This is a genomic window from Wolbachia endosymbiont (group A) of Ophion costatus (assembly GCF_963969245.1).
Classification (GTDB): domain Bacteria; phylum Pseudomonadota; class Alphaproteobacteria; order Rickettsiales; family Anaplasmataceae; genus Wolbachia; species Wolbachia pipientis.
The window spans coordinates 1,259,586-1,283,837 of sequence record NZ_OZ017714.1; the positions used below are offsets into that span (position 1 = coordinate 1,259,586).

General features: G+C 34.6%; 22 protein-coding genes, 1 other RNA gene and 1 pseudogene. 13 read left to right on the plus strand and 11 right to left on the minus strand.

Going from position 1 to position 24,252, the window contains the following annotated elements; all coding sequences use genetic code 11:
* Positions 1-864 precede the first annotated feature (864 nt).
* The 5 genes from AACH21_RS06330 to AACH21_RS06350 are packed head-to-tail and all read left to right on the plus strand — an operon-like array spanning position 865 to position 5,993.
* The gene (locus tag AACH21_RS06330; protein ID WP_264377344.1) at positions 865-1,356 is read left to right on the plus strand and encodes a sigma-70 family RNA polymerase sigma factor; all 492 of its coding nucleotides are present in this window, start codon (positions 865-867) and stop codon (positions 1,354-1,356) included.
* Positions 1,357-1,407: 51 nt separating this feature from the next.
* On the plus strand, positions 1,408-2,205 hold the full coding sequence (locus AACH21_RS06335; protein ID WP_338482474.1) for an ATP-binding protein: 798 nt from the start codon (positions 1,408-1,410) through the stop codon (positions 2,203-2,205).
* Between the two features lie 23 nt (positions 2,206-2,228).
* Entirely contained in the window at positions 2,229-2,732 is a 504-nt protein-coding gene (locus AACH21_RS06340; RefSeq protein ID WP_338482475.1) for a hypothetical protein, read from the plus strand.
* Positions 2,729-3,955 (plus strand): AAA family ATPase, encoded by a 1,227-nt coding sequence (locus tag AACH21_RS06345; protein WP_338482477.1) that lies wholly within the window; start codon positions 2,729-2,731, stop codon positions 3,953-3,955. Before AACH21_RS06340 ends, AACH21_RS06345 begins: the two co-directional genes overlap by 4 nt.
* A gap of 22 nt (positions 3,956-3,977) precedes the next feature.
* The gene (locus AACH21_RS06350; RefSeq protein WP_338482478.1) at positions 3,978-5,993 is read left to right on the plus strand and encodes an AAA family ATPase; all 2,016 of its coding nucleotides are present in this window, start codon (positions 3,978-3,980) and stop codon (positions 5,991-5,993) included.
* Between the two features lie 12 nt (positions 5,994-6,005).
* On the opposite strand, the gene AACH21_RS06355 is transcribed toward AACH21_RS06350, so the two are convergent.
* Both AACH21_RS06355 and AACH21_RS06360 read right to left on the minus strand, forming a co-directional pair.
* Positions 6,006-7,115 (minus strand): hypothetical protein, encoded by a 1,110-nt coding sequence (locus AACH21_RS06355; protein ID WP_338482479.1) that lies wholly within the window; start codon positions 7,113-7,115, stop codon positions 6,006-6,008.
* On the minus strand, positions 7,081-8,277 hold the full coding sequence (locus tag AACH21_RS06360) for a hypothetical protein (RefSeq protein WP_262986322.1): 1,197 nt from the start codon (positions 8,275-8,277) through the stop codon (positions 7,081-7,083). Before AACH21_RS06360 ends, AACH21_RS06355 begins: the two co-directional genes overlap by 35 nt.
* 341 nt (positions 8,278-8,618) lie before the next feature.
* Between AACH21_RS06360 and AACH21_RS06365 the strand changes: the two genes are divergently transcribed.
* The 5 genes from AACH21_RS06365 to AACH21_RS06385 all read left to right on the plus strand — a co-directional run bounded on the left by AACH21_RS06365 (position 8,619) and on the right by AACH21_RS06385 (position 14,019).
* Positions 8,619-10,250, plus strand: a complete 1,632-nt coding sequence (locus AACH21_RS06365; RefSeq protein ID WP_338482480.1) for a recombinase family protein — start codon at positions 8,619-8,621, stop codon at positions 10,248-10,250.
* A complete protein-coding gene (locus AACH21_RS06370; RefSeq protein ID WP_338482481.1) occupies positions 10,180-11,643 on the plus strand; it encodes a YifB family Mg chelatase-like AAA ATPase in 1,464 nt (487 codons plus the stop codon). Before AACH21_RS06365 ends, AACH21_RS06370 begins: the two co-directional genes overlap by 71 nt.
* A gap of 83 nt (positions 11,644-11,726) precedes the next feature.
* Positions 11,727-12,179 carry a hypothetical protein gene (locus AACH21_RS06375; RefSeq protein ID WP_338482482.1) on the plus strand — a complete coding sequence of 151 codons (453 nt, stop codon included), beginning with the start codon at positions 11,727-11,729 and terminating at the stop codon, positions 12,177-12,179.
* 245 nt (positions 12,180-12,424) lie between these two features.
* The gene (ftsZ, locus tag AACH21_RS06380) at positions 12,425-13,621 is read left to right on the plus strand and encodes a cell division protein FtsZ (RefSeq protein WP_010962790.1); all 1,197 of its coding nucleotides are present in this window, start codon (positions 12,425-12,427) and stop codon (positions 13,619-13,621) included.
* Positions 13,621-14,019, plus strand: a complete 399-nt coding sequence (locus AACH21_RS06385; protein ID WP_338482483.1) for an EVE domain-containing protein — start codon at positions 13,621-13,623, stop codon at positions 14,017-14,019. Before ftsZ ends, AACH21_RS06385 begins: the two co-directional genes overlap by 1 nt.
* Positions 14,020-14,052: 33 nt before the next feature.
* On the opposite strand, the gene AACH21_RS06390 is transcribed toward AACH21_RS06385, so the two are convergent.
* Complete coding sequence (locus AACH21_RS06390; RefSeq protein WP_236514572.1) at positions 14,053-14,379, minus strand: hypothetical protein; 327 nt, start codon at positions 14,377-14,379, stop codon at positions 14,053-14,055.
* A gap of 24 nt (positions 14,380-14,403) precedes the next feature.
* Here AACH21_RS06390 and ybeY point away from each other — a divergent pair, with 24 nt between their 5' ends.
* Positions 14,404-14,856, plus strand: a complete 453-nt coding sequence (gene ybeY, locus AACH21_RS06395) for an rRNA maturation RNase YbeY (protein WP_010082473.1) — start codon at positions 14,404-14,406, stop codon at positions 14,854-14,856.
* Positions 14,857-14,942: 86 nt separating this feature from the next.
* Positions 14,943-15,731 carry a succinate dehydrogenase iron-sulfur subunit gene (locus AACH21_RS06400; protein WP_010082472.1) on the plus strand — a complete coding sequence of 263 codons (789 nt, stop codon included), beginning with the start codon at positions 14,943-14,945 and terminating at the stop codon, positions 15,729-15,731.
* Between the two features lie 3 nt (positions 15,732-15,734).
* Here AACH21_RS06400 and AACH21_RS06405 read toward each other — a convergent pair whose 3' ends face one another.
* The 4 genes from AACH21_RS06405 to AACH21_RS06420 are packed head-to-tail and all read right to left on the minus strand — an operon-like array spanning position 15,735 to position 19,168.
* Positions 15,735-16,871 (minus strand): hypothetical protein, encoded by a 1,137-nt coding sequence (locus AACH21_RS06405; protein ID WP_236514561.1) that lies wholly within the window; start codon positions 16,869-16,871, stop codon positions 15,735-15,737.
* A 42-nt stretch (positions 16,872-16,913) separates the two neighbouring features.
* Entirely contained in the window at positions 16,914-17,693 is a 780-nt protein-coding gene (locus AACH21_RS06410; protein ID WP_338482484.1) for a GNAT family N-acetyltransferase, read from the minus strand.
* Positions 17,683-18,165 carry a phosphatidylglycerophosphatase A gene (locus AACH21_RS06415; protein ID WP_006279290.1) on the minus strand — a complete coding sequence of 161 codons (483 nt, stop codon included), beginning with the start codon at positions 18,163-18,165 and terminating at the stop codon, positions 17,683-17,685. The genes AACH21_RS06410 and AACH21_RS06415 overlap by 11 nt, the downstream gene beginning before the upstream one ends.
* Positions 18,166-18,184: 19 nt before the next feature.
* Positions 18,185-19,168 carry an NAD(P)H-dependent glycerol-3-phosphate dehydrogenase gene (locus tag AACH21_RS06420; RefSeq protein WP_006280098.1) on the minus strand — a complete coding sequence of 328 codons (984 nt, stop codon included), beginning with the start codon at positions 19,166-19,168 and terminating at the stop codon, positions 18,185-18,187.
* A gap of 325 nt (positions 19,169-19,493) precedes the next feature.
* On the opposite strand from AACH21_RS06420, the gene AACH21_RS06425 reads away from it, so the two are divergent.
* Positions 19,494-20,264 (plus strand): response regulator transcription factor, encoded by a 771-nt coding sequence (locus AACH21_RS06425; protein ID WP_006280099.1) that lies wholly within the window; start codon positions 19,494-19,496, stop codon positions 20,262-20,264.
* Between the two features lie 51 nt (positions 20,265-20,315).
* On the opposite strand, the gene rnpB is transcribed toward AACH21_RS06425, so the two are convergent.
* The 4 genes and pseudogenes from rnpB to AACH21_RS06445 all read right to left on the minus strand — a co-directional run.
* Positions 20,316-20,665, minus strand: an RNA gene (gene rnpB / locus AACH21_RS06430) — RNase P RNA component class A.
* Between the two features lie 157 nt (positions 20,666-20,822).
* Entirely contained in the window at positions 20,823-21,413 is a 591-nt protein-coding gene (locus tag AACH21_RS06435; RefSeq protein WP_231115819.1) for a hypothetical protein, read from the minus strand.
* A 208-nt stretch (positions 21,414-21,621) separates the two neighbouring features.
* Positions 21,622-22,633, minus strand: a protein-coding gene (locus AACH21_RS06440) for an IS630 family transposase (protein WP_338482214.1) whose coding sequence is annotated in 2 segments (ribosomal slippage) — positions 21,622-22,170 and positions 22,172-22,633 — 1,011 coding nt in all. Because the reading frame shifts where the segments join, the coding sequence is not laid out codon by codon here.
* Positions 22,634-22,717: 84 nt separating this feature from the next.
* Positions 22,718-24,031: pseudogene (locus AACH21_RS06445) on the minus strand (hypothetical protein); the annotation flags it as partial.
* Positions 24,032-24,252 lie beyond the last annotated feature (221 nt).

Here is a 24,252-nt window from a genome sequence, read left to right on the forward strand (position 1 = left end):
AATTGCCGAGTACATATATATACAAGATTTGAAAAAATTACGTCCAAAAAATCTTTAATTTTCGAAATTTAACAACTAACATAAAAACTCTTTTACAGCCAGTTTGTTTACCAAGCCTTTCAATTGTTGTGTACATATATATACAAGATTTGAAAAATTTTCGTCCAAAAAATCTTCAAATTTTTAGGAATTTTTTTTTATAATTCTTGAATTTGAAGACCTTTCAAACGGGTTTCTCTACTTTTAGAGGTTTTTATTATTCTACTCTTATATTTTATATGTTTTTATATATGTGTATATTTTTATATATGTATTATATATATATTATATATAAGGGTTTCAGGAAGCTAGAATCCTCCATATTGGCGGACTTCAGATATGCCGTTCCTAGGAACGGTTTTAGGAACGCATGGTGAAAACCCGCCATACAGGCTAATTCTAGATTCCTGCTTCCTAATTCCTGATTTAGGAAGCCAGTAATTAGGAACGGAACTTAAGGTTATAGAGAGCATACTTTTCAACTATTTTCCTCTTAAAAATTTAAGCTATTCTTTTAATAGCGAAATCCACATTTTTAGCTCTTTAGGTGATATTGAATTTCAAAATATGAAATTCTTATATGTTTTTAATATAACTTTAGGAAGCCTGAGCTACCCATTCTTAAAAATATTGAAATCCATTCAAAATAGGTTCCAAAAACCTGAACTGTATTATTTTAAATTGTATCAGTATTATTCTCAAAAAAAAACAATAGAATATCAATAGATTAAAAATTGCATCAGTATTATTTATTTTTGCTCCTGTCCTACATAAGGGCATTAATAACTTCCATCCTTAAAGCATTAATTTGTTTTAGGGAAAACCATGAAATTAAAAAATATAGCTATAATTGTTAAAAACGTAAAATACCAAGCCTATAGACTAAAACTTGCCAAGTGCTTTATTGATGAGAATAACGAAGACCTTGAGCAAGAACTCTTCTGTGAAATTTGGCCATGTCTTGATCAGTATGATGAAGATAAAAGTAGTTTTAACACCTTTGTAGCAAGATTAACTGAAAATAAAGCTATTAACATGTTAAAGAAACAGCAATGTGCAAAACGTAATATCAATAACTATATTAGCATTGATGTAACAGAGCTACTTGAGGGTGAAATAACAAAACGCATTGATGTAGACTATATGATCTCGGTTTTACCAAAGGAATGGCAAAATATATGTGAGCAACTTAAATTTTTTAACTTACATGAAGTTGCCAAAATGAACAACGTTTCAAGAACCACTTTAAACAATATTATCAAGAAGATACGTGCCAAACTTTCTCCTATTTACTACGAAGGCAAAAAGAAAAATTGAACAAAATTTTTGCCTTTCTTGTATATATATACATCGTAGCATGGATAAATAATGGTTCTTAAAATTTTGAATAATAATGAAAGATTGCAAACAATATCAACTGTAAAAATGGTCATCTTTGGTCCTTATGGTATTGGTAAAACAAGTCTCCTAAAGACCGTAGATGAACCAACACTTTGCCTTGATTTTGAAGCAGGGCTTCTTGCTGTTCAAGATTGGCAAGGAGATTCAATTAGTCTTCGCACTTGGAATGAAGCTAGAGATATTGCTTGTCTTATAGGGGGGCCTAATCCTGCGCTGAAGTCTGATCAAGCATATAGCCAAAGACACCATGAACATGTATCTGGTAAGTACAAAGATCTTTTCCCTGAGTTTTCTAAATACCGATGCATCTTTGTAGATAGTATAACCGTTGCTTCACGTTTATGTCTATTATGGGCAAAAATGCAACCTGAGGCTTTTTCTGAGAGATCGGGAAAACAGGACATGAGAGCTGCATATGGATTACTTGCTCAGGAAATGATGGCTTGGCTCAATCAATTTCAACACATCAGAGACAAAGACATCATCATAGTTGGCACTTTAGGTCAATATCTCGATGATTTCAATCGTCCAATTTGGCTACCTCAATGCGAAGGGGCTAAAACTGCTAGTGAAATTCCTGGGATAGTTGACGAAGTAATCAGTATGGTTGGAATCAAGAAAGATGATGGAACGGAGAAGCGCTCTTTTGTTTGCCACACTTTAAACCCTTGGGGATACCCAGCTAAGGACCGTAGTGGACGCCTGAGTATGGTTGAAGAACCACACTTAGGTAAGCTGCTTACAAAGATTAAAAGCAAGTTTTAAAATTTAAACATGGAGAGTGATATATGTTACAAAACCTATTAACTGATTTTAACACTGTAAAACCGCAAAGTAGATTGATACCTAAAGGGACAATAGTAAAAGTAAAAATGACAATCAAGCCTGGAGGTTATGAAAATTGGTTCACTAAAAGCTATGCTACCGGCAGCATCTATTTAAACGCTGAATTTATTGTCACTGAAGGTCCATACGCAAAACGCAAGATTTTTCAAGTAATTGGTATTAAAAGTGGCAAAGCAAGCGTTGAAGGAGAAGATACTTGGGGAGAATCTGGTCGTTCCATGCTTAGAAGTATTTTGGAGTCAGCACGAAATATTCATGCACATGACACTTCAGAGAAAGCAGTTATTGCTAGAAAAATCAACTCTATAGCTGATTTTAACGGGTTAGAGTTTACTGCAAAAGTTGGTATTGAAGCTGATAGTAGGTACGGAGACAGGAACAGAATTACTGCAGTTGTTACTCCAGAACAAAACAATAGCATTGAATCTGATTGGGTCCCGTTTTGAAGTACGACGAGGAAAAGCTTTGGTCTGCTGTCGTGACTAGAGGTATTCAGGACGCAGTAGGAAAAAACCCAAAGCTAAGAGAAGAAGCAATTAATTGGCTGAATTCAAAATCTTTTGAAACTGTTTGTGAGCTAGCTAATCTCAACTTTAAACGTATGAAAAGTATGTATGGGAGTTTTATGTCTAAAAAGCAAGAAAAGATAAAAGCATTATTAATTGATAATATCAAGGAGTGCCTTTCTTACCTACTTCCAAATGGTGAATTTTACCGAGAAAAAACTTATATTGGAAACTTAAATGGAAATACAATTACAGTTAAAATAGTAGGTAAGGAAGCTGGTGATTGGCGTAATTTTACCAAAGGGACTAGCGGTGATATTATTGATCTTTGGGTTTTAATTAAAGGTGATATAGATTCTGCTAGGAAGTGGCTCAATAAGAAATCAAAGAGTGGAGAAAAAAATGGGGAAAAGAGAGAAGAAAAAATATTTTCTGTAAAGCAGTACTTGAGCGATCAATCACCAATACCAGAAGACATAATAGCTCCACGAATTCTCACCCCAGGTGGTCTTTTAGTCATTGGTGGTACGCCAAAGGTTGGCAAAAGTTATTTTCTTCTCTCTTTGCTTGCACATCTTGCAGCAGGAGTGTCGTTTCTTAAGATGAAGTCAGCAAGGCCACTAAAAATAGTCTATCTGCAAAATGAGATGGAGTACAATTATATCAGGGAACGCATACAACAAATCATAACTAATCAAAGGCTGCCAAATTCAGCAGAAGAAAACTTGATTGTTACTACAAAGATGAAATTAACTTTAAATGATGAAGGTATAGAGAGAATAAAAGAGATCATAGGGGAAGAATTTAAAACGATAGATCTTATCGTTTTGGATTCGATTGACTATGAAAATATATTTTCTGGCCTGCAAAGTAGAATAGAAAAACTACGTTCTATAATTAATCCTATGGCTGGAATAATTATTACACGTCATACCAGAAAAGTATCCACAGCTACACTCGCAAAAAGTCCTTTTCAAGCTTTAATTGGTGCTAATGCTTTAAGAAGTTTTTATACATCTGGTATGGTAATGTTTCAACCAAATAAACGTGCAAATGTCTTGCAAGTAGTATATGAGCTAAGAAACGGTAAATCAATACCAGCAAAATTCATTAGCAGAGTAAATGGGCGTTGGCAGAACTCTAAAGTTATAGCTACGGCTTAATTTATCCACAAAAACCGACACTATGCTAGAGCTAAAAACTCAGCTTTTGCAAAACATCAGATCTTGTCTTTTTTACCTACTACCAGGAGGGACATTTCGTGGTGATAAGTTTTATGTAGGTGATGTACAGGGTAACAAGGGCAAAAGTACTGTAATAGAGTTAACAGGCGAAAGAGCCGGATTATGGAAAGATTTTGCAACGGGAGAAGGTGGTGACATTATTGATCTTTGGGCAACGGTACACGGGAAGAATGCGAAAACAGAATTTCCTGAAGTAATGCTCTCAATAAGTGAATGGCTTGGCATCAAAGAAAAAAATAATATTAGAGATCTAGAACAATATCTGACTTGTAGTTGGAACTACTACGATGAAAATAACCAATTGATTGTAATAGTCTACCGTTATGATCCTCCTTTAGAGAAAAAACAGTTTAAACCATTTGATGCTAAAAAGCAGAGATTCAAAGAGCCAGAGATAAGGCCGCTCTACAACATTCCAGGTATCTTAAAATCAGATAAGGTTGTTCTGGTTGAAGGAGAAAAATGCGCAGAAGTACTTATAGAGAAAGGAATAACTGCAACAACAGCAATGTTTGGAGCAAATGCACCTATTGATAAAACAGATTGGACTCCGCTAAAAGGTAAACATATTATCATTTGGCCAGACAATGGTGAAGCAGGTAATAAATATGCTAAAAACGCTGAAAAGAAACTTTTAGAACTTGGTGTTGCATCACTTGCTACGCTTAGGATTCCACCAGATAAACTAAGGAGTTGGGATGCTGCTGATGCTGTACAAGAGAATATAGATATTTTTGACTTCATCGAAAAAAACTCAAGAAAAATAATTATTAAATCACCGCTTGATATTTTTAGCTGGAGTGTGGAGCGTTTTGTAGGTCCAGTACCAAAGCAAAGATTCTTAGTTGAAGGATTATTTCCTTTGGGTGTCACATCTATTTTAGCTGCAATGGGTGATACTGGTAAAGGTATGCTTCTTCTTGACCTAGCCCTCAAGGTTGCAGCTAGCATAGATCAGGTATGCGGATTTGGCCAACTTGTTACTGAACACGGATCTGTTGTGGTATTTTCTGCAGAAGATGATACAAATGAAATACATCGTCGCTTAGAACGACTTGATCCCAAATGTGAAAGATTAAAATATAAAGATAGGCTATTTATTGTACCACTGCCAAATATAGGAGGATCTTTTGCCATACTTAAGAATGTTCGCGGTAAAGTTGTAGAAATATCTCCAGAATTTGAGTCTGTAATGAAGCAGCTGAGCAGGATAAAGGATTTAAAGCTCATTATATTTGATCCCCTTGCTTCTTTCATTCATGCAGATTTAAATGCTGATCCAGCAGTAGGGGATTATCTCATGTGTTTATTATCTGATTTAGCATGTAGCACTGGAGCTTCAATAATTACTGCACATCATATGAGAAAGCTGAAGGGAGAAAAGCCTATATCAACAGTAGAGCAAGCACGAGATGCTATTCGAGGTACTTCTGCTCTCGTAAATGGAGTCAGGTGTTCTTTTGCTTTTTGGCCTGTTGAGGATATAACTAAACCAATGATTTTTAGATCAATTGGAAAAATCCCAAGACAAAATGCCTTATTTTATGGAGCTGTTGTTAAGGCAAATGGCCTGGCTGATCGTACTGTACGTACTTACCTGAGAAATGAAGAAACAGGACTATTAGAAGACATCACTGAACAATTAAAAGCTCAAAATACTAGTGATAAGGATCTTAAAATATATCTTATTGATTCAATTGCGCGAGCTGCTATTTCAGGACATCCATTTACTCATACAGGAAGTGCAGGAATACATAAACAACGACATAGACTGCCTGAAATTTTTCATAGTATGGGAAGAGATAAACTAGAGCGTATAGTTCAAGAGCTTTTACAAGCAAAGCAAATAGTTAAAGGAATGGCTAATGGTTCAAAAGAAGATAAATGGCTTGATGTAAAAACAGGACCATTTGCACGTGGAGTTGGAAAATTTACTCATGGAGCTGAAAATTTTTAAAATCAGGAAATTCTATTTTTTTATAGTCAAAGTAAAAGGGTTAATACGATAACCATGTGATGATCTTTGCCAACCAAGAGTTTGTATTACATCATCACGTTCAATACTTAATCCTAATCTCTCAGCAAGTGTAGTTTTGATTGTTCTTTGCATTTTATTTAATGGTTTTCTGATTTGATGTTCTAAATCTGCTTCTAAACTAAGTCCCAAGAGTTTTTCTAACTGATTAATATTGAGAAGTGTATGTTTTTCCGGTGGTAATTCTTTCTCACAGTCATGTAAAAATTGCTTGAACAATATTCGAAAAATATTAAGGCATGATGCAGCTTTTTTATTTATAACTTCAATACTATTAACATATACCATACCTTTAACTACTTGTAACTCCAAAAGTTTTGTTGGTATAATTGGTTCAACACGTTTAAGCGAAATATATGAAGCTGGTAAAACTTGCAAAGAAGTATTTTCTACCACCTCTGGTACTCCTCTTTTATCTGCCTCTTGGAATATCTCAGTTACAGTCTTAAGCTGACAAAACAGTTTCACCATTGGCACTACATATAGATTCAGCAATAGATTTGGTATATCTTTTTTTAGAGTGATGAGAACCGTCGGATGGACTCTAAGTTTATCTATAGTTAAAAATATCGCATCAGTACAAAAATCAAGGATTATTAGATTTACAATACGACCTTGATTACAAATATAATAAACTCCTTTTTCCACTTTTTCCCACATAAGTCTTGAATCATTCAACTTTGTTTCAAACCAGTCTATGATTTTCTCTATATTTAAGTATATGGATAAGAGATGAAATCTCTGTTTTTGATAAGTATTAGGCAGAATATGACGAGAACAGTTTTCACAAATAGCGTCATCACATGCTTCATCAAAGTCTGGATCAATAAAAATCTCATTGCTACAACTTGGATCAATTACATTCGGCCAATCAAGATGATCTTCTTCACGAGAACAAACAATATAGCACCTTTCTTGCATTTTTATCAATCCAAGATCAAATAAGTATCTTGCTGCTTTAATATGATTTTGACTTGGATTGATCCAGGAATTATTCAAACTTAAAAGATCAGCAATTTGCTCGTGAAAGGATTTTAAGACCATAAGATTGTTCCATATGTTTTTTCAGGTCCTCTCTTTCTTTTTTATTGAGTGGATGCTCTGAATAATAAACTTCTCCACTTGCTTTGAAAGAAAATGTTACCTTTTTGTTTTGGAACATTACTTTAGCTGATTGAATAGATTGTAGTATATTGCCAACAGATGGCTTTAAAATATGTAACTCTGGTGTAATAGGATCATACGGCTTTACACTTAAAGTAAGATATGTATTACTATTTTTAAAATAATCTGACTTAAAATTTAACTCAAATATACAAATATTAGGGTCAGAACCCTCTATACATGCTTGAAGAAATTTGTGCACTTGTAGTGGAAAGTTCTTATCTTGTATATTTACAAAAGTACATTCGCAGTCAAAATACCCACTTACAATGCTATTTGCTATTTCCACAGCCTTGTTAGTATTTTTAGCACAGAGATTAACCTGAGTGCCATCAAGAGAGAAATCTAAAATCATCCACTCAGGTTTATGACCATGAACAACTTTGTTTGAATTAAGCAGTAAATCCATGTCACTTCCTCGACGTACAAACATATATATTCGATCTTGGTGATGGAAAAAACCCTGCAACTGGTCATCATCCTTAAGTATCTGTTCTACAGCTTCTTGTGACATAAATTCCTTAAATGAAGTGTTTATTTGTCTTGGTGATTTCTGTAGAGCAAATGATACGAAACCTTTCTTTTGTACTTTATCAAAGTGATAGACAGATTTTAGAAGTTCACAATTTATGTGAAATAGTAAAAACAATAAGGATCTTTTATCATACTTAGTATTGTTTTTTACCAGGTACGATCTCATTAACTTCTCAGTCAGAGCAAATCTTGCCACTTCACTGACCGTAGCCTCAAGTTTCGTACGATCAAAGTAGCTAATGAGATAATAGTCAAAAAGAGAGTCAGAGTAACTGGTAAGTATCTTACGTTTTTGTTGAGTGGATCTATCGTCATAATCTCCGTCCTGAAAAAGCTGCCCATTTAAATGATTTTTAAAGCAATGCTGAAAAATGATGCTAAGTTGTTTACCAGAAAGGGAATCTAACCAAGATTGACGTACATTAGAATCCTGAAAGCGTTCTAGTAAAAGGTTAACAGGAACTTCTAAATCACTCTCCCAGAATTCATTACTTGGATAAACATTCATGATACTTTAAATAAGCTATATCATACATAATATGATAATTTAAGCAAAGATTTTTTGGACATAATTTTTTCAAATCTTGTATATTTATTAGGGAGAATTTGTGTGAACTAGACAGCTACCTTGAATAAGGTATCCATTGGTTTAGTTTAAAATGGTAAAAGTTTTCTTTTAGCTGGTGATAAGAATTCTCCCAACCTATTAGAAAATTCACAGGAAGAAAAACATGCAAAAAGGGGATTTAACTATTTATTGCCGTTATGAACCTCACAGGTTGGCGGGTACATATTTGGCAAATGCTTATGAACAATTATTGAAATGTAAAACAAAGGAGGTAGAAGAAAATGACAACGGTAAGCTTGTATGCAAGAGTTTCATCAAGACAACAGGCACAGGAGAATACGATAGAGAGTCAGATTGTAGAGTTGGAGCGCCGCATTAGTAGTGATGGACATGAGTTATTAGATGAGCACAGGTTTGTCGATAATGGTTATAGTGGATCAAATTTAGAACGTCCTGGCTTAGAAAATTTACGTGATAGAGTAGCAGAAGGTAAGATTGATAAGATATATATTCATTCACCTGATCGGCTATCACGTAAATTTTCATATCAAATGATCTTACTCGAAGAGTTTAAAAAGGCTGGATCTGAAATAGTATTTTTGAATCATAAGTTTGATGATAATCCTGATTCCCATTTATTTCTACAGATTCAGGGAGCAATAGCAGAGTATGAACGTGCAAAGATTATGGAACGAAACCGTAGAGGTAAACTTCATGCGGCCAAAGCTGGGTGTATAAGTGTGATGGGTAGGGCGCCTTACGGTTATCGCTACATAGCAAAACATGTAGGTGAAGGAAGTGCTCAATTCGAGGTTGATGAAGAAGAGGCAAATATAGTGCGTAAAATATTTAGTCTGGTTGGCCAAGAAAGAGCAAGTATAGGAGAAGTTGTACATGAACTGAATAAGATACCGGTAATAACACGAACAGGAAAAAGGTATTGGAAAAGGAGCACTATTTGGAACATGTTAAAAAATCCTGCTTATATAGGACAAGCAGCTTATGGTAAAACTAGGACATGCTCAAAACCACAAGTAAAAAAATCAAAAAAAGGAACTTGTGGTAAACTTAAAAGTGGTCGCTTTAATAGTGATAAAGAGAATTGGACTTATATTCCAGTACCAAAAATAATCAATGAAAATTTATTTGATTCAGTGCAAACACAATTAGCTGAAAATAGACAAAGAGCAAGAGTACGGCAAAGAAGAGAAACATATTTATTACAAGGTTTAATGGTATGCCAACGTTGTCAATATACTTATTGTGGTACAAACCACGTTCATAAAAAGTCGACATATTATTACTATCGTTGCTCTGGTACAAACTCTAGCAAATTTAATGGCAATAAAATCTGCGATAATAAATCAATACGCACTGATGTACTCGATACAGTCGTATGGGAGGAAGTTAAGAGTATATTAAAAGAGCCAGATAGGATTGCAAATGAATATCAACGTAGATTGTCAGAGAACAAAAAACCTTTACATAATCAAACACGTGAAAAGCAAGAAAGTAAGTTAAGATTAAGTATCAAAAAATTTATTGATAGCTATGCCAAAGGGTTTATAAGCCAAGAAGAATTTGAGCCAAGAATTACAACAATGAAACAACATTTGAAAGAAATTGAAGAAGAGAAAGAAAGAACACTCGATCAAAAGAAGTTACAACAAGAATTGAGCCTTGTTACAGATAGCTTGAAAAACTTTTCCTCAAGTGTTGAATCAAAGCTTGATCAAGTAGATTGGCAGACTAAGCAAAATATTATTAGAATGTTAATTCATCAAATTGAAATCAACCACAACCACTTATACATAGTATTTCGCATAAAAAGTCTTGCAAATTTTGATCAAAATAGCCATAATAGAATTATGCAATGTTGTACTAGCAGTCAATATTGTTGGCTTGCCGGATAAAACTGTTGCAGAATCCAGAGAGCGCATCAGAGCAGCGTTAAATTCAATCAATCTACTACTACCTCCAAAAAGAATTACAGTTAATCTCTCCCCTGCGGATTTGCTGAAAGAAGGCAGTCATTATGACTTGGCTATTGCTATTGGACTACTTGTTGTAATGAATGTGATACCAGTTGAAAAAGTTCAGTCTTATATCATTATGGGTGAGCTTGCCCTTGATGGCAGAGTTATTCCAGTTTCAGGAGTGCTGCCAACAGCAATTAATGCAAAAAAGGACAATAAAGGAGTAATTTGCCCGAGAGGAAATGGTGTAGAAGCTGTATGGGTGAAGAATGTTTCAATTCTGGCTATAGAGAAATTAACTGATATTATCAGACCCTTTAAGGGTGAGCAATTAATTCAGCCAGTAATTTTTAATTATAGTGATGCACCCAAAGAAAAAAGATTGGTTCCCGATATGAAGGATATCAAAGGCCAAGTTGTTGCAAAAAGAGCAGCTGAAATTGCAGCAGCAGGTGGGCATAATATGCTTCTTGTTGGCCCTCCTGGTACTGGAAAATCAATGCTTGCTAAGCGCTTTATAGGATTGCTGCCTGATTTAACCGAACAGGAGATGATTGATGTTAATATTATTTCCAGCATAACAAAAACTGGTAATGAAATATTCAAAGTAACTCGTCCCTTTCGTGAACCTCATCATTCATGCTCTATGCCAGCGATGATAGGGGGAGGAAAGAATGCAAAACCTGGAGAAATTACCATGGCTCACAATGGCGTGTTATTCCTTGATGAGTTGCCAGAATTTCCAAGACTTGTGCTTGATTCTCTGCGCCAACCACTTGAAGATAGAAAAGTTACCGTTGCAAGGGCAAATGCTCACATAACCTACCCTGCAAATTTTCAACTGATTGCTGCAATGAACCCTTGCAGGTGCGGTTATTTAGGTGATGCAAGCAGATCGTGCAACAAAGCTCCAAAGTGTGGCACAGATTACAAAAACAAAATATCAGGCCCATTGCTTGATAGAATAGACATATGCATTGAAATGCCAAACGTTAGCATACTCTCTCCTGAAATCTCTGTGGAGGGAGAAAGTACTAAAATCATAAGAGAAAGAGTGATAGCAGCAAGAAAAGTTCAAACTGAGCGCTATAGTGAATTAAATATTCGTTGCAATTCAGAAGTAAGCGGTGAAGCATTTAATAAATTTACTGAACCAGATCAGGCAGGGTTAGAATTGCTAAAATACGTACTGAAAGAAAATTACATTTCCAATCGAGGCTACACACGCGTATTAAAAGTTGCAAGAACTATTGCAGATCTTGCAAAAAGTGAAGAAGTAAAAAGAGCACACATTGCTGAAGCGCTCAATTACAGAATAAAGGTATATTAAAAAATTAGTTTACTTGACAGGCAATTTTTTTTACTATATGCTTCCTTAATGAAATTTTAACATTCTATTTAAGGAGTAGAGTTATGGCATTAACAAATTATAAGTATGGAAAAGGGGATGGCATTTTTCATGCTATTTCAGAAGGATATATACAAGCTGAAAAATACTGGGGAATTCCTGGTGGAGCTGGTGGAGCTGGTCAGTACGCTATGCATAATAAAGGGAGAACAGCATTATTTCCGCTTGCAGTTGCAAGTGTTGTCTTTACAGCGATGCATATGAAAGCAGGCTTTGTTAGTGCAGCAGAAGCTTCTGGGTTTCTTGCTAAGACTGCCAGTTACTTTGTTGGAACAAATCAAGCAATAGCTGCTTCATTACCTGGATTTATCGGAACAGGTGTTGCTGGTCAGATAGTTGCGGGTGCCATAATGGCAATTGCTGCAGTTGCTGCTGTTTGTGGAACATATCAAGTTGCCTCAAAATTAAAAGATGTTGCAGTTGAAGCATCGAAAGGGAAAAGTCCGGAAGTACAATAATCTTCAACAAAATAAAAAGGGATAGGTTTCTGTCCCTTTTTATAAACATTTTCTATTTTTTGCATCGGTTAAGTGATGTCATTTAAGAATCTAGTTATTATAATTAACGGCACTTATTAGTATAAATGTTAAGAATAAGTAAATCCCGTTTACTGTTTACGCCTATAGAAGTGAAAAGTATTTGCATATTATTAAAAAAGCGGTAACTTATTATCAAGTGAATTCGCTAAATTTGAGTAATTTAAATGTCTATTGATCTTAGTCTGCCGGAGTTGCCTATATTACACCCAAGGATTACCGTTGTGGGAGTGGGTGGTGCTGGTGGAAATGCTGTGAATAACATGATCCAATCTAATTTGCAAGGAGTGAATTTTGTTGTCGCAAATACCGATGCTCAAGCACTAGAAAAGTCGTTATGTGATAAAAAAATTCAGCTTGGCATTAATTTAACTAAGGGGCTTGGTGCTGGTGCTTTGCCTGATGTTGGCAAAGGTGCAGCAGAAGAGTCAATTGATGAGATTATGGAGCATATAAAAGATAGTCATATGCTTTTCATCACAGCAGGAATGGGCGGTGGTACTGGAACCGGTGCAGCACCGGTAATTGCAAAAGCAGCCAGAGAAGCAAGAGCCGCAGTTAAGGATAGAGCGCCAAAAGAAAAAAAGATATTGACTGTTGGAGTTGTAACTAAACCGTTCGGTTTTGAAGGTGTGCGCCGTATGCGCATTGCAGAGCTTGGACTTGAAGAACTGCAAAAATACGTGGATACACTTATTGTCATTCCAAATCAGAATTTATTTAGAATTGCAAATGAAAAAACTACATTTTCTGATGCATTTAAACTTGCTGATAATGTTCTGCACATTGGCATCAGAGGAGTAACTGACTTGATGGTCATGCCAGGGCTTATCAATCTTGACTTCGCTGATATAGAAACAGTAATGAGCGAGATGGGCAAAGCGATGATCGGCACCGGAGAGGCAGAAGGAGAAGATAGAGCAATTAGCGCTGCAGAGGCTGCAATATCTAATCCATTGCTTGATAATGTATCAATGAAAGGTGCGCAAGGAATATTAATTAACATTACTGGTGGCGGAGATATGACTCTGTTTGAAGTTGATGCTGCAGCCAATAGAGTGCGTGAAGAAGTAGATGAAAATGCAAATATAATATTTGGTGCTACTTTTGATCAAGCGATGGAGGGAAGAGTTAGAGTTTCTGTTCTTGCAACTGGCATTGATGGTCGCAATAATAAATCAGAAACTTCACCTATAAGTCAGAGCGAAGACTCAGAGAAAGAGAAATTTAAGTGGCCATATAGTCAAAGTGAAAGTACGCAAGACAAAACACTGGAAACAAAACCAGCTGAACAGGTAAGCGAAGGAGCTAAGTGGGGCAGCAATATCTATGATATACCAGCTTACTTAAGAAGAAAAAAATAATGCAATTTTGGCTACTCAAGTCAGAGCCAAGTGAATACTCATGGCAAAAAATGGAAAAGGATCAGGTGGTTGAGTGGGATGGTGTGCGCAATTATCAAGCTCAAAATTACATGAAAATTATGAAAGCAAGCGATCTTGCGTTTTTTTATCATACAGGTAAAGAGAAAGCAATACTTGGAATCGTTGAAGTATTTAAAGAGTATTATCATGTTAATGGTCCCAAGTTCGGATTAGTGAATGTAAAGTTTTTGAAACCTTTAAATAACCAAGTAACGTTAAATAATATAAAACAAAACCCACTTTTGAAAAATATGACTATATTAAAACAACCACGTTTATCAATTGCCCCAGTTTCGGAAATTGAATGGAATGAAATAATAAGGATGAGTGATGTGTAATACCTGTCATTTCAGTTCCCAAATGATGTCATCTCAGCACACAACGCACAGCTGTATGAATATTTGTCTCGAAGGCAGTGCATTAAACGTTATAGCCGATTTTGCATCAAACACAAAGGTGTCATTCCAGTGCTTGACACTGGAATCCAGCCTTAATGCAACCACATTAAAGCCGTTGTGTTTTAATATAAGATTAGCTACTTTTATATTCACTAACTTGATGTCTAATCGAAATTCCTGGATCCCAGTGTCTAGGCACTGGGATGACATCCTTCTAGTGTACAATATTCGTACAGTTGTGTACATGACACAAGGGTCTATAACTCTTCTTTTTTGGATTCCAGTGTCAGCTATTTGCATGACACCCTTACTGATGTGTCACTCATGTTAGAAGTAAATATTCTTGACAAGAAATGGTGCAGCATTATAGAAAATCCTAAAAATTTTGTATTAGGTGTCATCAATGCTTCTCTAAAAGAATTAAAAATAGACCACTATAAACCAAATATATCAATAGCTCTGGCTGATGATGACTTGCTACATCAACTTAATTTAAAATTTAGAGAAATGGATAAGCCAACTAACGTACTATCATTTCCGTATGAACAATTGTCTAATGAGTGCGATTTAGGAGACATAGCAATTTCAATAGACACAATAAAAAGAGAATCGCATGAGTATTATATACCCATTCTTGCTCACATTGCACACATGTTAGTGCATGGATTACTGCATTTACTTGGTTATGATCACCAAAAAAAAGATGAAGAAATTATAATGAAAAATCTAGAAAGAGAGATTTTAGCTTCGCTTGGCTACAATATGTGTGCGATTTAAAAGGAATTTAATAAAAATATAGTAGATGATAATAAAATATGTTATCTACAAAGGGTTTTAGCTATAAACAATAAAAGGTAAGTGATATGGTTCAGTTTTCTTTGCCAAAGAATTCTAAAATTAATCAAAAGGGCAAAATTTATCCTATTCCTGCTAGAGCAAAAAACATCAGAAGATTTCAAATTTACCGTTGGTCTGCTGATGACGAGAAAAACCCTAGAATAGACACATTTTTTATTGATATGGATAGTTGTGGCCCTATGGTACTTGATGCATTAATAAAAATAAAGGATGAAATAGATTCGACTTTAACTTTCAGACGTTCTTGTAGAGAAGGCATATGTGGATCTTGTGCCATGAATATTGACGGAACCAATACTCTTGCATGTACTAGATCTATACATGATATAAAAGGTGACGTAAAAATATATCCATTACCTCACATGTATGTAATAAAGGACCTAGTCTCGGATTTGAGCCAATTTTATGAGCAATACAAATCAATTAAACCTTGGTTACAAGCAGATAAGCCTGCCCTACCAAATAAAGAATACTCTCAATCTTCTGAAGATAGAAAAAAATTAGATGGCTTGTCCGACTGTATATTATGTGCTTGCTGTTCGACTGGTTGCCCAAGCTACTGGTGGAATAGTGATAAATTTTTAGGACCAGCAATACTATTACAAGCTTACAGATGGATTGCTGACAGCCGTGATAATAAGACAGGTGAAAGACTTGATGTTTTAAACGACCCATTCAAGTTGTATCGTTGCCATACAATAATGAATTGCACAAAAACTTGTCCTAAAGGACTTAATCCAGCAAGAGCAATAGCGAAAGTAAAACAGCTCATGGTAGAGAGAGAAGGAGTTTAAGTATTATCTTTTGCATTCTTCGTAAGAGAACAGCAAACCTTCCGAAGCGTAGGGTATTGTTAATACCCTGAACGCTTTTCCATTCGTGAAATGCATCGTATCATCATACGATTCAAATAATTTTTTGAACAACTCATGTCTTTGATTACTAATAGTTTGAAAATCCTCTTTTTCTAAAAGCTTTTTAGATTCGCAGAGGTAAAGCATAACTTCATGATAAGTTGGGTAAGATGCCAAAAATTTTGGGTCAAATTGAAAGGTTTTTATAAAAGCATTATTATAAAATTTTAGCTTTTGATTCTTACTATATATTACTATAGCAACCGGTAACCTCTCAAGCAAATTTTTCTGTGTAGCTAAATAACTGTTTAATTCAGTATATAATTTCTCTGCATCACTAACATCTTTCCCATACATTACTATGCTACCAGAACCTTGTATTGGAATTTTAACAAAATCGAAAACCTTAGGTTCGTTCTTATAAGTTATGACATGTCTTCCTGGTTTTGTGCTATGAGCGCTACCGGTAATAGCAAATTTCTTAGAACCATCTACATATTTATCATAAAACAAGTTATAAAACTCCACCTTTCTACTCTTGTTATATCTTAGTATTGGAAATGGTAAAGAGTTGAAAACGTTTTTATAGCTCTCCACTTCCTGTGTAAGCTTACTATTTTCTAACTCAAGTCCGTTAGCCTTTATCTTACAGTCTGAGACATTCCTTATCCATAACAGCACACCTATCACATTGTTAGAATCATCTATTATGCTTCTACCGTAACATATGCAATAAACCTCACTGTCTTTTGACTTTAAATCTAGAGTAAAAGATTTATTTATTTCCTTTGCCTCAACAAAATTTTTGATTAAGCTTTCTGATTGCTCAAAAAAATTCACAAACTCATTAAATGAGTAAAAAACAGTATTAAGCAAAATTAGTAAATTGGGAGAGAACTTTTCTATACGTTTTTTTGCATCCCAAATATAAAACCCATCATTCACAGTATCAATTAAATTATTTATGATAACATTTTGATGCTGTAAGTTCTTAATCTTATTACTAATTTTTAATTTAGAATAAGAGAGAAAGAATAATATTAGAATCAATATTAAAACCACTTCATACAAAAAAAACATAGCACTTTTAAAACAAATGTAAAAATTTGTAACCGCTCAGAATTATGCTGAAGAGGTATATAAGTAAAGATTGCCTAACATTTGAAAGCACAATCTCTTATAAAGGTTCACAGAAGATTTCATACAATGTGCTACTATATATTTGCATTCAAGCTGTTTAGCTATCTTTATTCTTTCTAAAACCATTTGGGTACCTATTCCACGATTCCTGTAAATTGGTAAAACTCCATCACTATAAAAACCAGCTACGCTATCTTGAACATAAAGACCGCATGTCCCAATAATTTCATTATTTAGTGTTACAAGAAAAAATCTTAATCTTGAGTTCTTATCATCATAATTTGATAATCCGCGAAAAAATGTGCTGACAATTCCAACGCCATGATAAAAAATTTTAGAAGTGTGTAGATCTAACTGTTCTAAGAGGTTGCTACCATTCACAGCATTTAACCTCAAGTTTGGAATAACATCAGCAGGTAAAAAGTAATTTTTCATATTAAGTAAAGCTTTTTTTGGTGTGCTAACGTGTTTTATTTCACACTTTTCTAAAATATCTCTTATTTTCATATGTGAATTTATTACCCATGTTGCTTCTATATCTCTTGTTCTGAGATAATCTAGAGTTTTTTGTATAGAAAGCTCGGTACATTGATCTCCACAGAACACAAAATTAAATAATGACTCCCTGGTACCATTTATTGTAAATATGATGTTATCAAATTCATCGTGTACTTCCCACTCAGATAAATTCGCTGTGTACAGTATATAATCCTTTAGATTTTGAACAATTAAGCTTGAATAATAAATTTTTTTATCCTGCATACACCAACAATAAACAATAAAAGGCTCCTATAAGAACACAGGCTAAAATTGCAGCTATAACGTCATCTAGCATAATACCTAAAGGACCTTTGGTATTTTTATCGATTAAATTTATAGGCCACGTTTTTATTATATCAAAAAACCTAAAAGAAAAAAAGCACAACAACAATGAAGAACAATTCATCTCTTGGCTTAACAATATCGAAACTAAAAGTATCGTCAGCAATTGACCAACCACTTCGTCGATTACTACCTCTTTTGGATCACATGAAGTCTTGTAATGTTTTATATAATTACCTGTAGACCATAATCCAATTAAGAATAAAAAAGAAATAATTGCTGCACCTAAAATTTTGTTGCTCAGGATTACAGGAACAAGCGGAAAAGAAGCCAAACTACCCACAGTACCTGGCATTTTTTTTACTGTTCCAGACAGCCACCACGTTGATATTAATTTATATAAAAATTTCACAATATATCCAAATACAAAATTAACTTATAAGAACAGAAATAGTATCCTCTATAGAGGCGCTTTCATACAATAATCTATAGACCGCTTCACATATAGGCATTTTTATCTTTAGCTTTCCTGCTAAATTAAATATGGACTCAGCAGTGCTAAAACCTTCAATCACTGACTTGCCTTCTGACAAAATCTGCTGAACATTAAAGCCATTGTCACTATTACCTATTTTAAACCCAAAAGATAAGTTTCTTGAATTCAAGGATGTGCATGTCATAATTAGGTCACCCAGACATGCTGGCCCAAGTAGTGTATTTATATCCACACTACCGTCACCAATTTTTGCTGAGTATAAAGCCTTAATTTCGCTCATACTTTTCGTAATCAATGCTGCATGAGCATTAAACCCAAGTTTACTACCTAGAACAATCCCACACGCTATAGCAAAAACGTTCTTTAACGCTGCACAAATCTGTACTCCTATAATGTCGTTACTAAACTCCAATTTAACATTTTCTTGTTGCAGCTCTGATACTAGCTTTGAACCTAATGTGTTATTTTGGCATGCAAGAACCATTGAATAGGGTAATTTTCTTGCAACTTCTACAGCAAAGCTAGGACCTGAAAAAATAGCAATAGGATTGTTAGGTAAAATTTCATTTACTATTTCACTAGGTAATTTTAATGTAGACTTTTCTATTCCCTTACAAGCTAAAATTATTGCTACATCTTTTTTCAGATTACAATTATGCAATTGCTGACATACCTTCCTCAGAGACTGAGTGGGAACAGCGAGGATTGTTACTGAAGCATTAATTGTGTCTTCAATAGCCAATTTTACTGACACATTATCAGAAATTCGACAACCGGGTAGCTTGTCACTTTCTCTTTTCCCGTTGATTGATTCAAATGTAGTTTCATTGCGAGTCCACAAAATCACATCTTTCTTACTACCTAATGAAATTGCGATTGCTGTACCCCATGCACCAGCACCTAAAATTGATATTGCCACACAATATTCCTGAAAATATTACTTATACTTTAAAATAGTAGGATAAGTAAATTAAAAATATAACACAGACATATAGAATAGTTAAATATTTATTAACCGAAGTATTCTTTTAATAATAGTAACTTTAATTCAATATTTACTAAAAATATTATTACTATCATGGTATGTCTATTATATTTTAGATCTATTTATATAACTTTGGAACAATATATTTACTATTAATTAATAAGTGTAATTTTGATCATTTGTTAATAAAAATTTGATTTATTACTTTCCTTAGTTATATATATTACTAAAATTATAAACTATTTATGGGGTGTAAAATATGCGTATATTATTAATTGAAGATGATCAAGTAAGTGCAAAGACTGTGGTTAACGCCTTAACTTCTGATGGACATTTCTGTGACGTTGTTACTTCTGCACAAGATTATAACAATAATATGGTTTCCTCAAACGGAGATTACTATGACCTAGTTATTTTAGATATACACTTGCCTGGTGATATTGACGGATATGATATATTGCTAAGACTAAGAAGTGCAAAAATCAAAGTTCCTGTCTTAATACTTTCATGTATATCCGCTGTCAATCACAAAGCTAAAGGACTCGGGTATGGTGCCGATGATTACTTAACCAAACCATTTCATAAAAGTGAGTTATTAGCTCGAATTAAGGCCATAGTGCGTCGTACTAAAGGCCATCCTGAATCGGTGATAAAGATTGGTAATATAAATATCAATTTTGATCACAGGATTGTTGAGGTGAAAGGTAAAACGGTTCACCTTACTAATAAAGAGTATTCTATGATAGAATTGCTAGCACTGCGTAAAGGAACAGTATTAACAAAAGAAATGTTCTTAAATCATCTTTACAATGGCTTAGATGAACCTTCAGATAACAAGATAGTTGATGTTTTTATGTGCAAATTACGTAAGAAACTTGAAAGTGCAAATGATGGAAAAAGCCACATAGAAACCGTTTGGGGCAGAGGGTATGTTCTGAAAGAGTATATTGATGATGATGAATATTCTAATGTTAATGTAGGCGAAAGTAGTGATGGCTATCAAGCAGAACAAGTGAAGGACAACGCATGAAGTGCCTACACATTTAAATATAGCATGGCTTATATCGCACGTATCATGTGAACGCCTAGGTGAAATATAAGCCGAGTTCTGTTTATGTAGCTATTTATCTGGAGTAAATGTTACCATTTACCGCATGCGATTTACCCGAGTAGATATGAGGAAAACATAAAATCTACTTCTATTTAATCTTGCTCCTAGTGTTGGTTACTCGACTACCAATGTTGCCATTGCCATGGTGTGCTCTTACCACACCTTTTCACCCTTACCTAAAAATATTTTAGGCGGTAATTTTCTGTAGCCCTATAACTGGAGTTACCTCCGGCGGGCATTACCCGTCACTATTTTTCCTTGGAGCCCGGACTTTCCTCTGCTATGTTTATCACACAACAGCAGCTACTTATTTGACCTAGGAATTATACTTTAACATGAAAATCACAAAAGCAAAAGACAATTTCCTAACAGTCTACATATTAAAAACATTTAGACAAATAGCTAAAGGTGATATTCCGGCACATCATCACTATCCCAAGATAAGCTTTTTTCACTTTTAGACTCCGCTTCAGTTAGTCAAGAGCCTGGTCCACCGCTTGAAGACGATGAGCTACTTCTTGATCGACTACTACTTTCTACTGATATACTATTTAGCACTGTTTCAGATTGATATATAGTTCGCATTCTGTTACCAGTGGTAAAAATTTCTTCATCGCTACTTGAAGATGATCGCCTTCTATAACCCAAATCAGTTAGTTCTAATACAGGAGCAGCATTACGACCCTTAACATATCTATATGCTATGAATCCTATAATTCCAACAATACCTATTGCTCCAACCAAAGATCCCCCTATCATTCCTGCCTTATTAGACCCTATAGCAAGTTGAGTAGGTTGTGGTGAAGAAGTAGACTGAGGAAGTAAAGTCGTGGTGAATATAGGAGTTGTTGACTCTTTTGTTCTAGTACTTGGTATACTAAATACTGTTTGTGTAGTTTTCTCTGAGCTTGTTGTTGGCGCAGTTGGTTCCACTGTTACTGTGCTTGTTTGAGTCGTTGACTCTGTTGAAGGTTTATTCGTTGTAGAAGTAGGTGCAACGGCTTCTGTTGTTGGCTTCACTGTTACTGTACTTGTTTGAGTCGTTGACTCTGTTGAAGGTTTACTCATCGTAGAAGTCGACGCACCAGTCGCTGCTGTAGGTTTTACAGTACTTGTCTCAGTCCCTGAAGTTACTATCGGCACACTAGTTGACGTTGTAGCAAACGTGGTCGCTTGTGAAGTAGTAGTTGTTTTTGCTACTGTCGTTGACTCCGTTGAAGGTTTACTTATTGTAGAAGTAGGTGCAACGGCTTCCGTTGTAAATTTATACCAATTCTCATTGTTGTCCAGTCAAATAGGAAACATTGCAGAGTTGTTTAATTGTGGAGCTGGCAAGAGAAGTAATAAATTTGCACAAAGCACCCTCAAGTAGAGCAATTGTATCGTATATTTTATTGCGCAAAATGTTCTGTTTTATATATAACCAAAGCCTCTCAACAGGATTTAGCTCAGGTGAGTATGGAGGTAGGTATATAATGTCGATATTTTTAGGTACCTTTAAATTTTTTGACCTATGCCAACTAGCACAGTCCATAACGAGAAAAGCCTCTCGTGTTTCTAGATATTGCGAAATTTGCTCAAGAAATATGTTCATGCAATCAGTGTTGACATTTGGTGCAAATAAGCTAGAACTCTCTCCATTTCTAGGATTAACTGCACTATAGAGATAGAAATTTTGCCTACCTAATTTTGTTTTAACCTGTGTTCTAATCCCCTTTTTAAACCACACATGTCCAACTTTTGAATGTGTGCCAAACCGTGATTCATCAAAGAAAAATAGCTCTTTTTCTGGATACTTGCTAATAGCTCCATTGAGATTTTTTTTTGAATTCCTCTTGTTTGCTTTTATCTTGTCCATTATGAACTGGTCTTGGTGTAATATATGAGAATTTCATCTTTTGCATATGGCGGTGTACTGTAGATTTGCTGATATTTAATCCGAACTTTTCCTGGATTCTTATTCTCATTTCTTTAATGGTGATATTAGGATTTTCTTCTATCCACTCTTCAATTTGCTGTAGTTGAGCCTGATTTAATTTAGTTTTTCTACGACGTTGTGAAGGAGCAAACAGTTTTTCTTCTCTGCCAATTTTCAAGAGTTTTACCCACGAAGTTAGTGCGCTTCTTGAAATGCAATATATTTTTGCTACAGCCGTTATACTGTACTTTTTTGCTGCAATTACAGCATTTAGTTTTTTTGAAACATATGCATTATTCCTTACTTTCTTCAGCATTTCTTTTGCTGATTCTACTACTTTTTCATCCAATAATTTTGATCTTAATGCCATTTAAACCTCGCTATTTTACTTACTTCAGTATGGCTTTTCTTCCATCATTGTCCATCTGTTTGCCCTGTAATGGGAATTGGTATTAGTAGTCTTCACAGCGTCGGTTTCTGCTGTGCTAGTAATTGCAGCAGTCGGCGTTTTCTTAGAAGTCACAACCGTTTCTGCAACAGTTATAGGAGCCACGGTACTACTAGAAATAATATCTGGCGTTAATCGACCGTTAATGATATTAACAAAATCACTGAGAGTTTTGATGCTATTTGCCGGTATTATTGTTGCTTCAGAAGATTTTCCAGAGCCGTTTTGATTAAAAGTTACAATATTTTCTCCACTTACCGCAGTTACGATAAAACCACCCTGACCGTTGCCTTTAATATATAATTGCTCTATAGGATCTGTAAATTGATAGATAGGAAAATCTGACACTGATCCATTTTTAAGTAGAGTTGCTATATGTAACCTCTGCTCATTAGCTGATTGGTCATTTTCAAGAAAAGCAACTAGATCATTTCCTTCCGTTTGTTCAACATACTGCAAAAAGCTTATTTCATGTTCTCTAGAAAGAGATAGTGCTTTATTATCTATTTGACCTTTTCGATTACCAAGTAAAAAGCCATTAACTCCATCCTTCAGACCCTGAATCACTTTAGCCATATCAAATTTAAAAATACGTGTTTTTCTCACCTCTTGATTTTCCTTAGTAATCCTTTTGCTCACTTGCGAATAAAGCATCGTGTTTCCATTTAATGCCAATTGCCCCTGATTATCAAAATTGAACAATTTTCTTTCTGTAACACCTTTTTCTCCAGTCAATACCTTAAATTTTCCGCTCTCGCTTGACTTTAAGTACCAAGAAACTAAAGTTTGATCCTTTAAGTTATGGGCGATTACAATTACGTCACCATTACCAACTTTCACTGCTCTTGGTTGAAAGTAACTATTGCCCACATTTGCAAGACTATTATTATCAATATTCTTTTGTAATTTTCTTTTATCTAAATGTTCAACTGAAGGAGTATTAACTGATTGTTTAATTCCGTAAGTGTTAAAAGATAAGCCTTTAACGCATTTTTCTCCTTCTTCGCTAATTCCTTCTTCAGGAAAGATAACTCCAACTTTATCTATTTCAGCTGAATCTTCTATTAATGTGAGAGATAATTGATCTTTGAATTCATTTGCTACGCTGATATTTGTACCACATTCGTATGTTTTTGATTGATATAATGGACTAATAAGTAATTTTACTTTACTGCTCCCATTACCATTATCTTGATAGCTGAGTCCGTAAGCAACTCCATTCCCCTCAATTAATTCTACGTTTGTTGGATTAAAACCTATCGCTTCTTTAATTTCCGGTGTATTTGAGTTGATCCCGAGTAATCTTCTTAATATAGACATAATTTTATTTAAAATATTAATAAAATGCTATTATGATTACTCCTGTGTGTTAATGTCAATGAAAATTTTAACTAAAATTAAAAAATTAATATAATATTTTATACTAAAAGGTAAATATAAGCTTGAAGAGGGCTAAGAAGCTTTATGCTATTTCTCAAAAAACCAACAATTGCAATCATTGGTTCTACAGGTATAATCTGTTAAAGTTTACACGAGTCTCA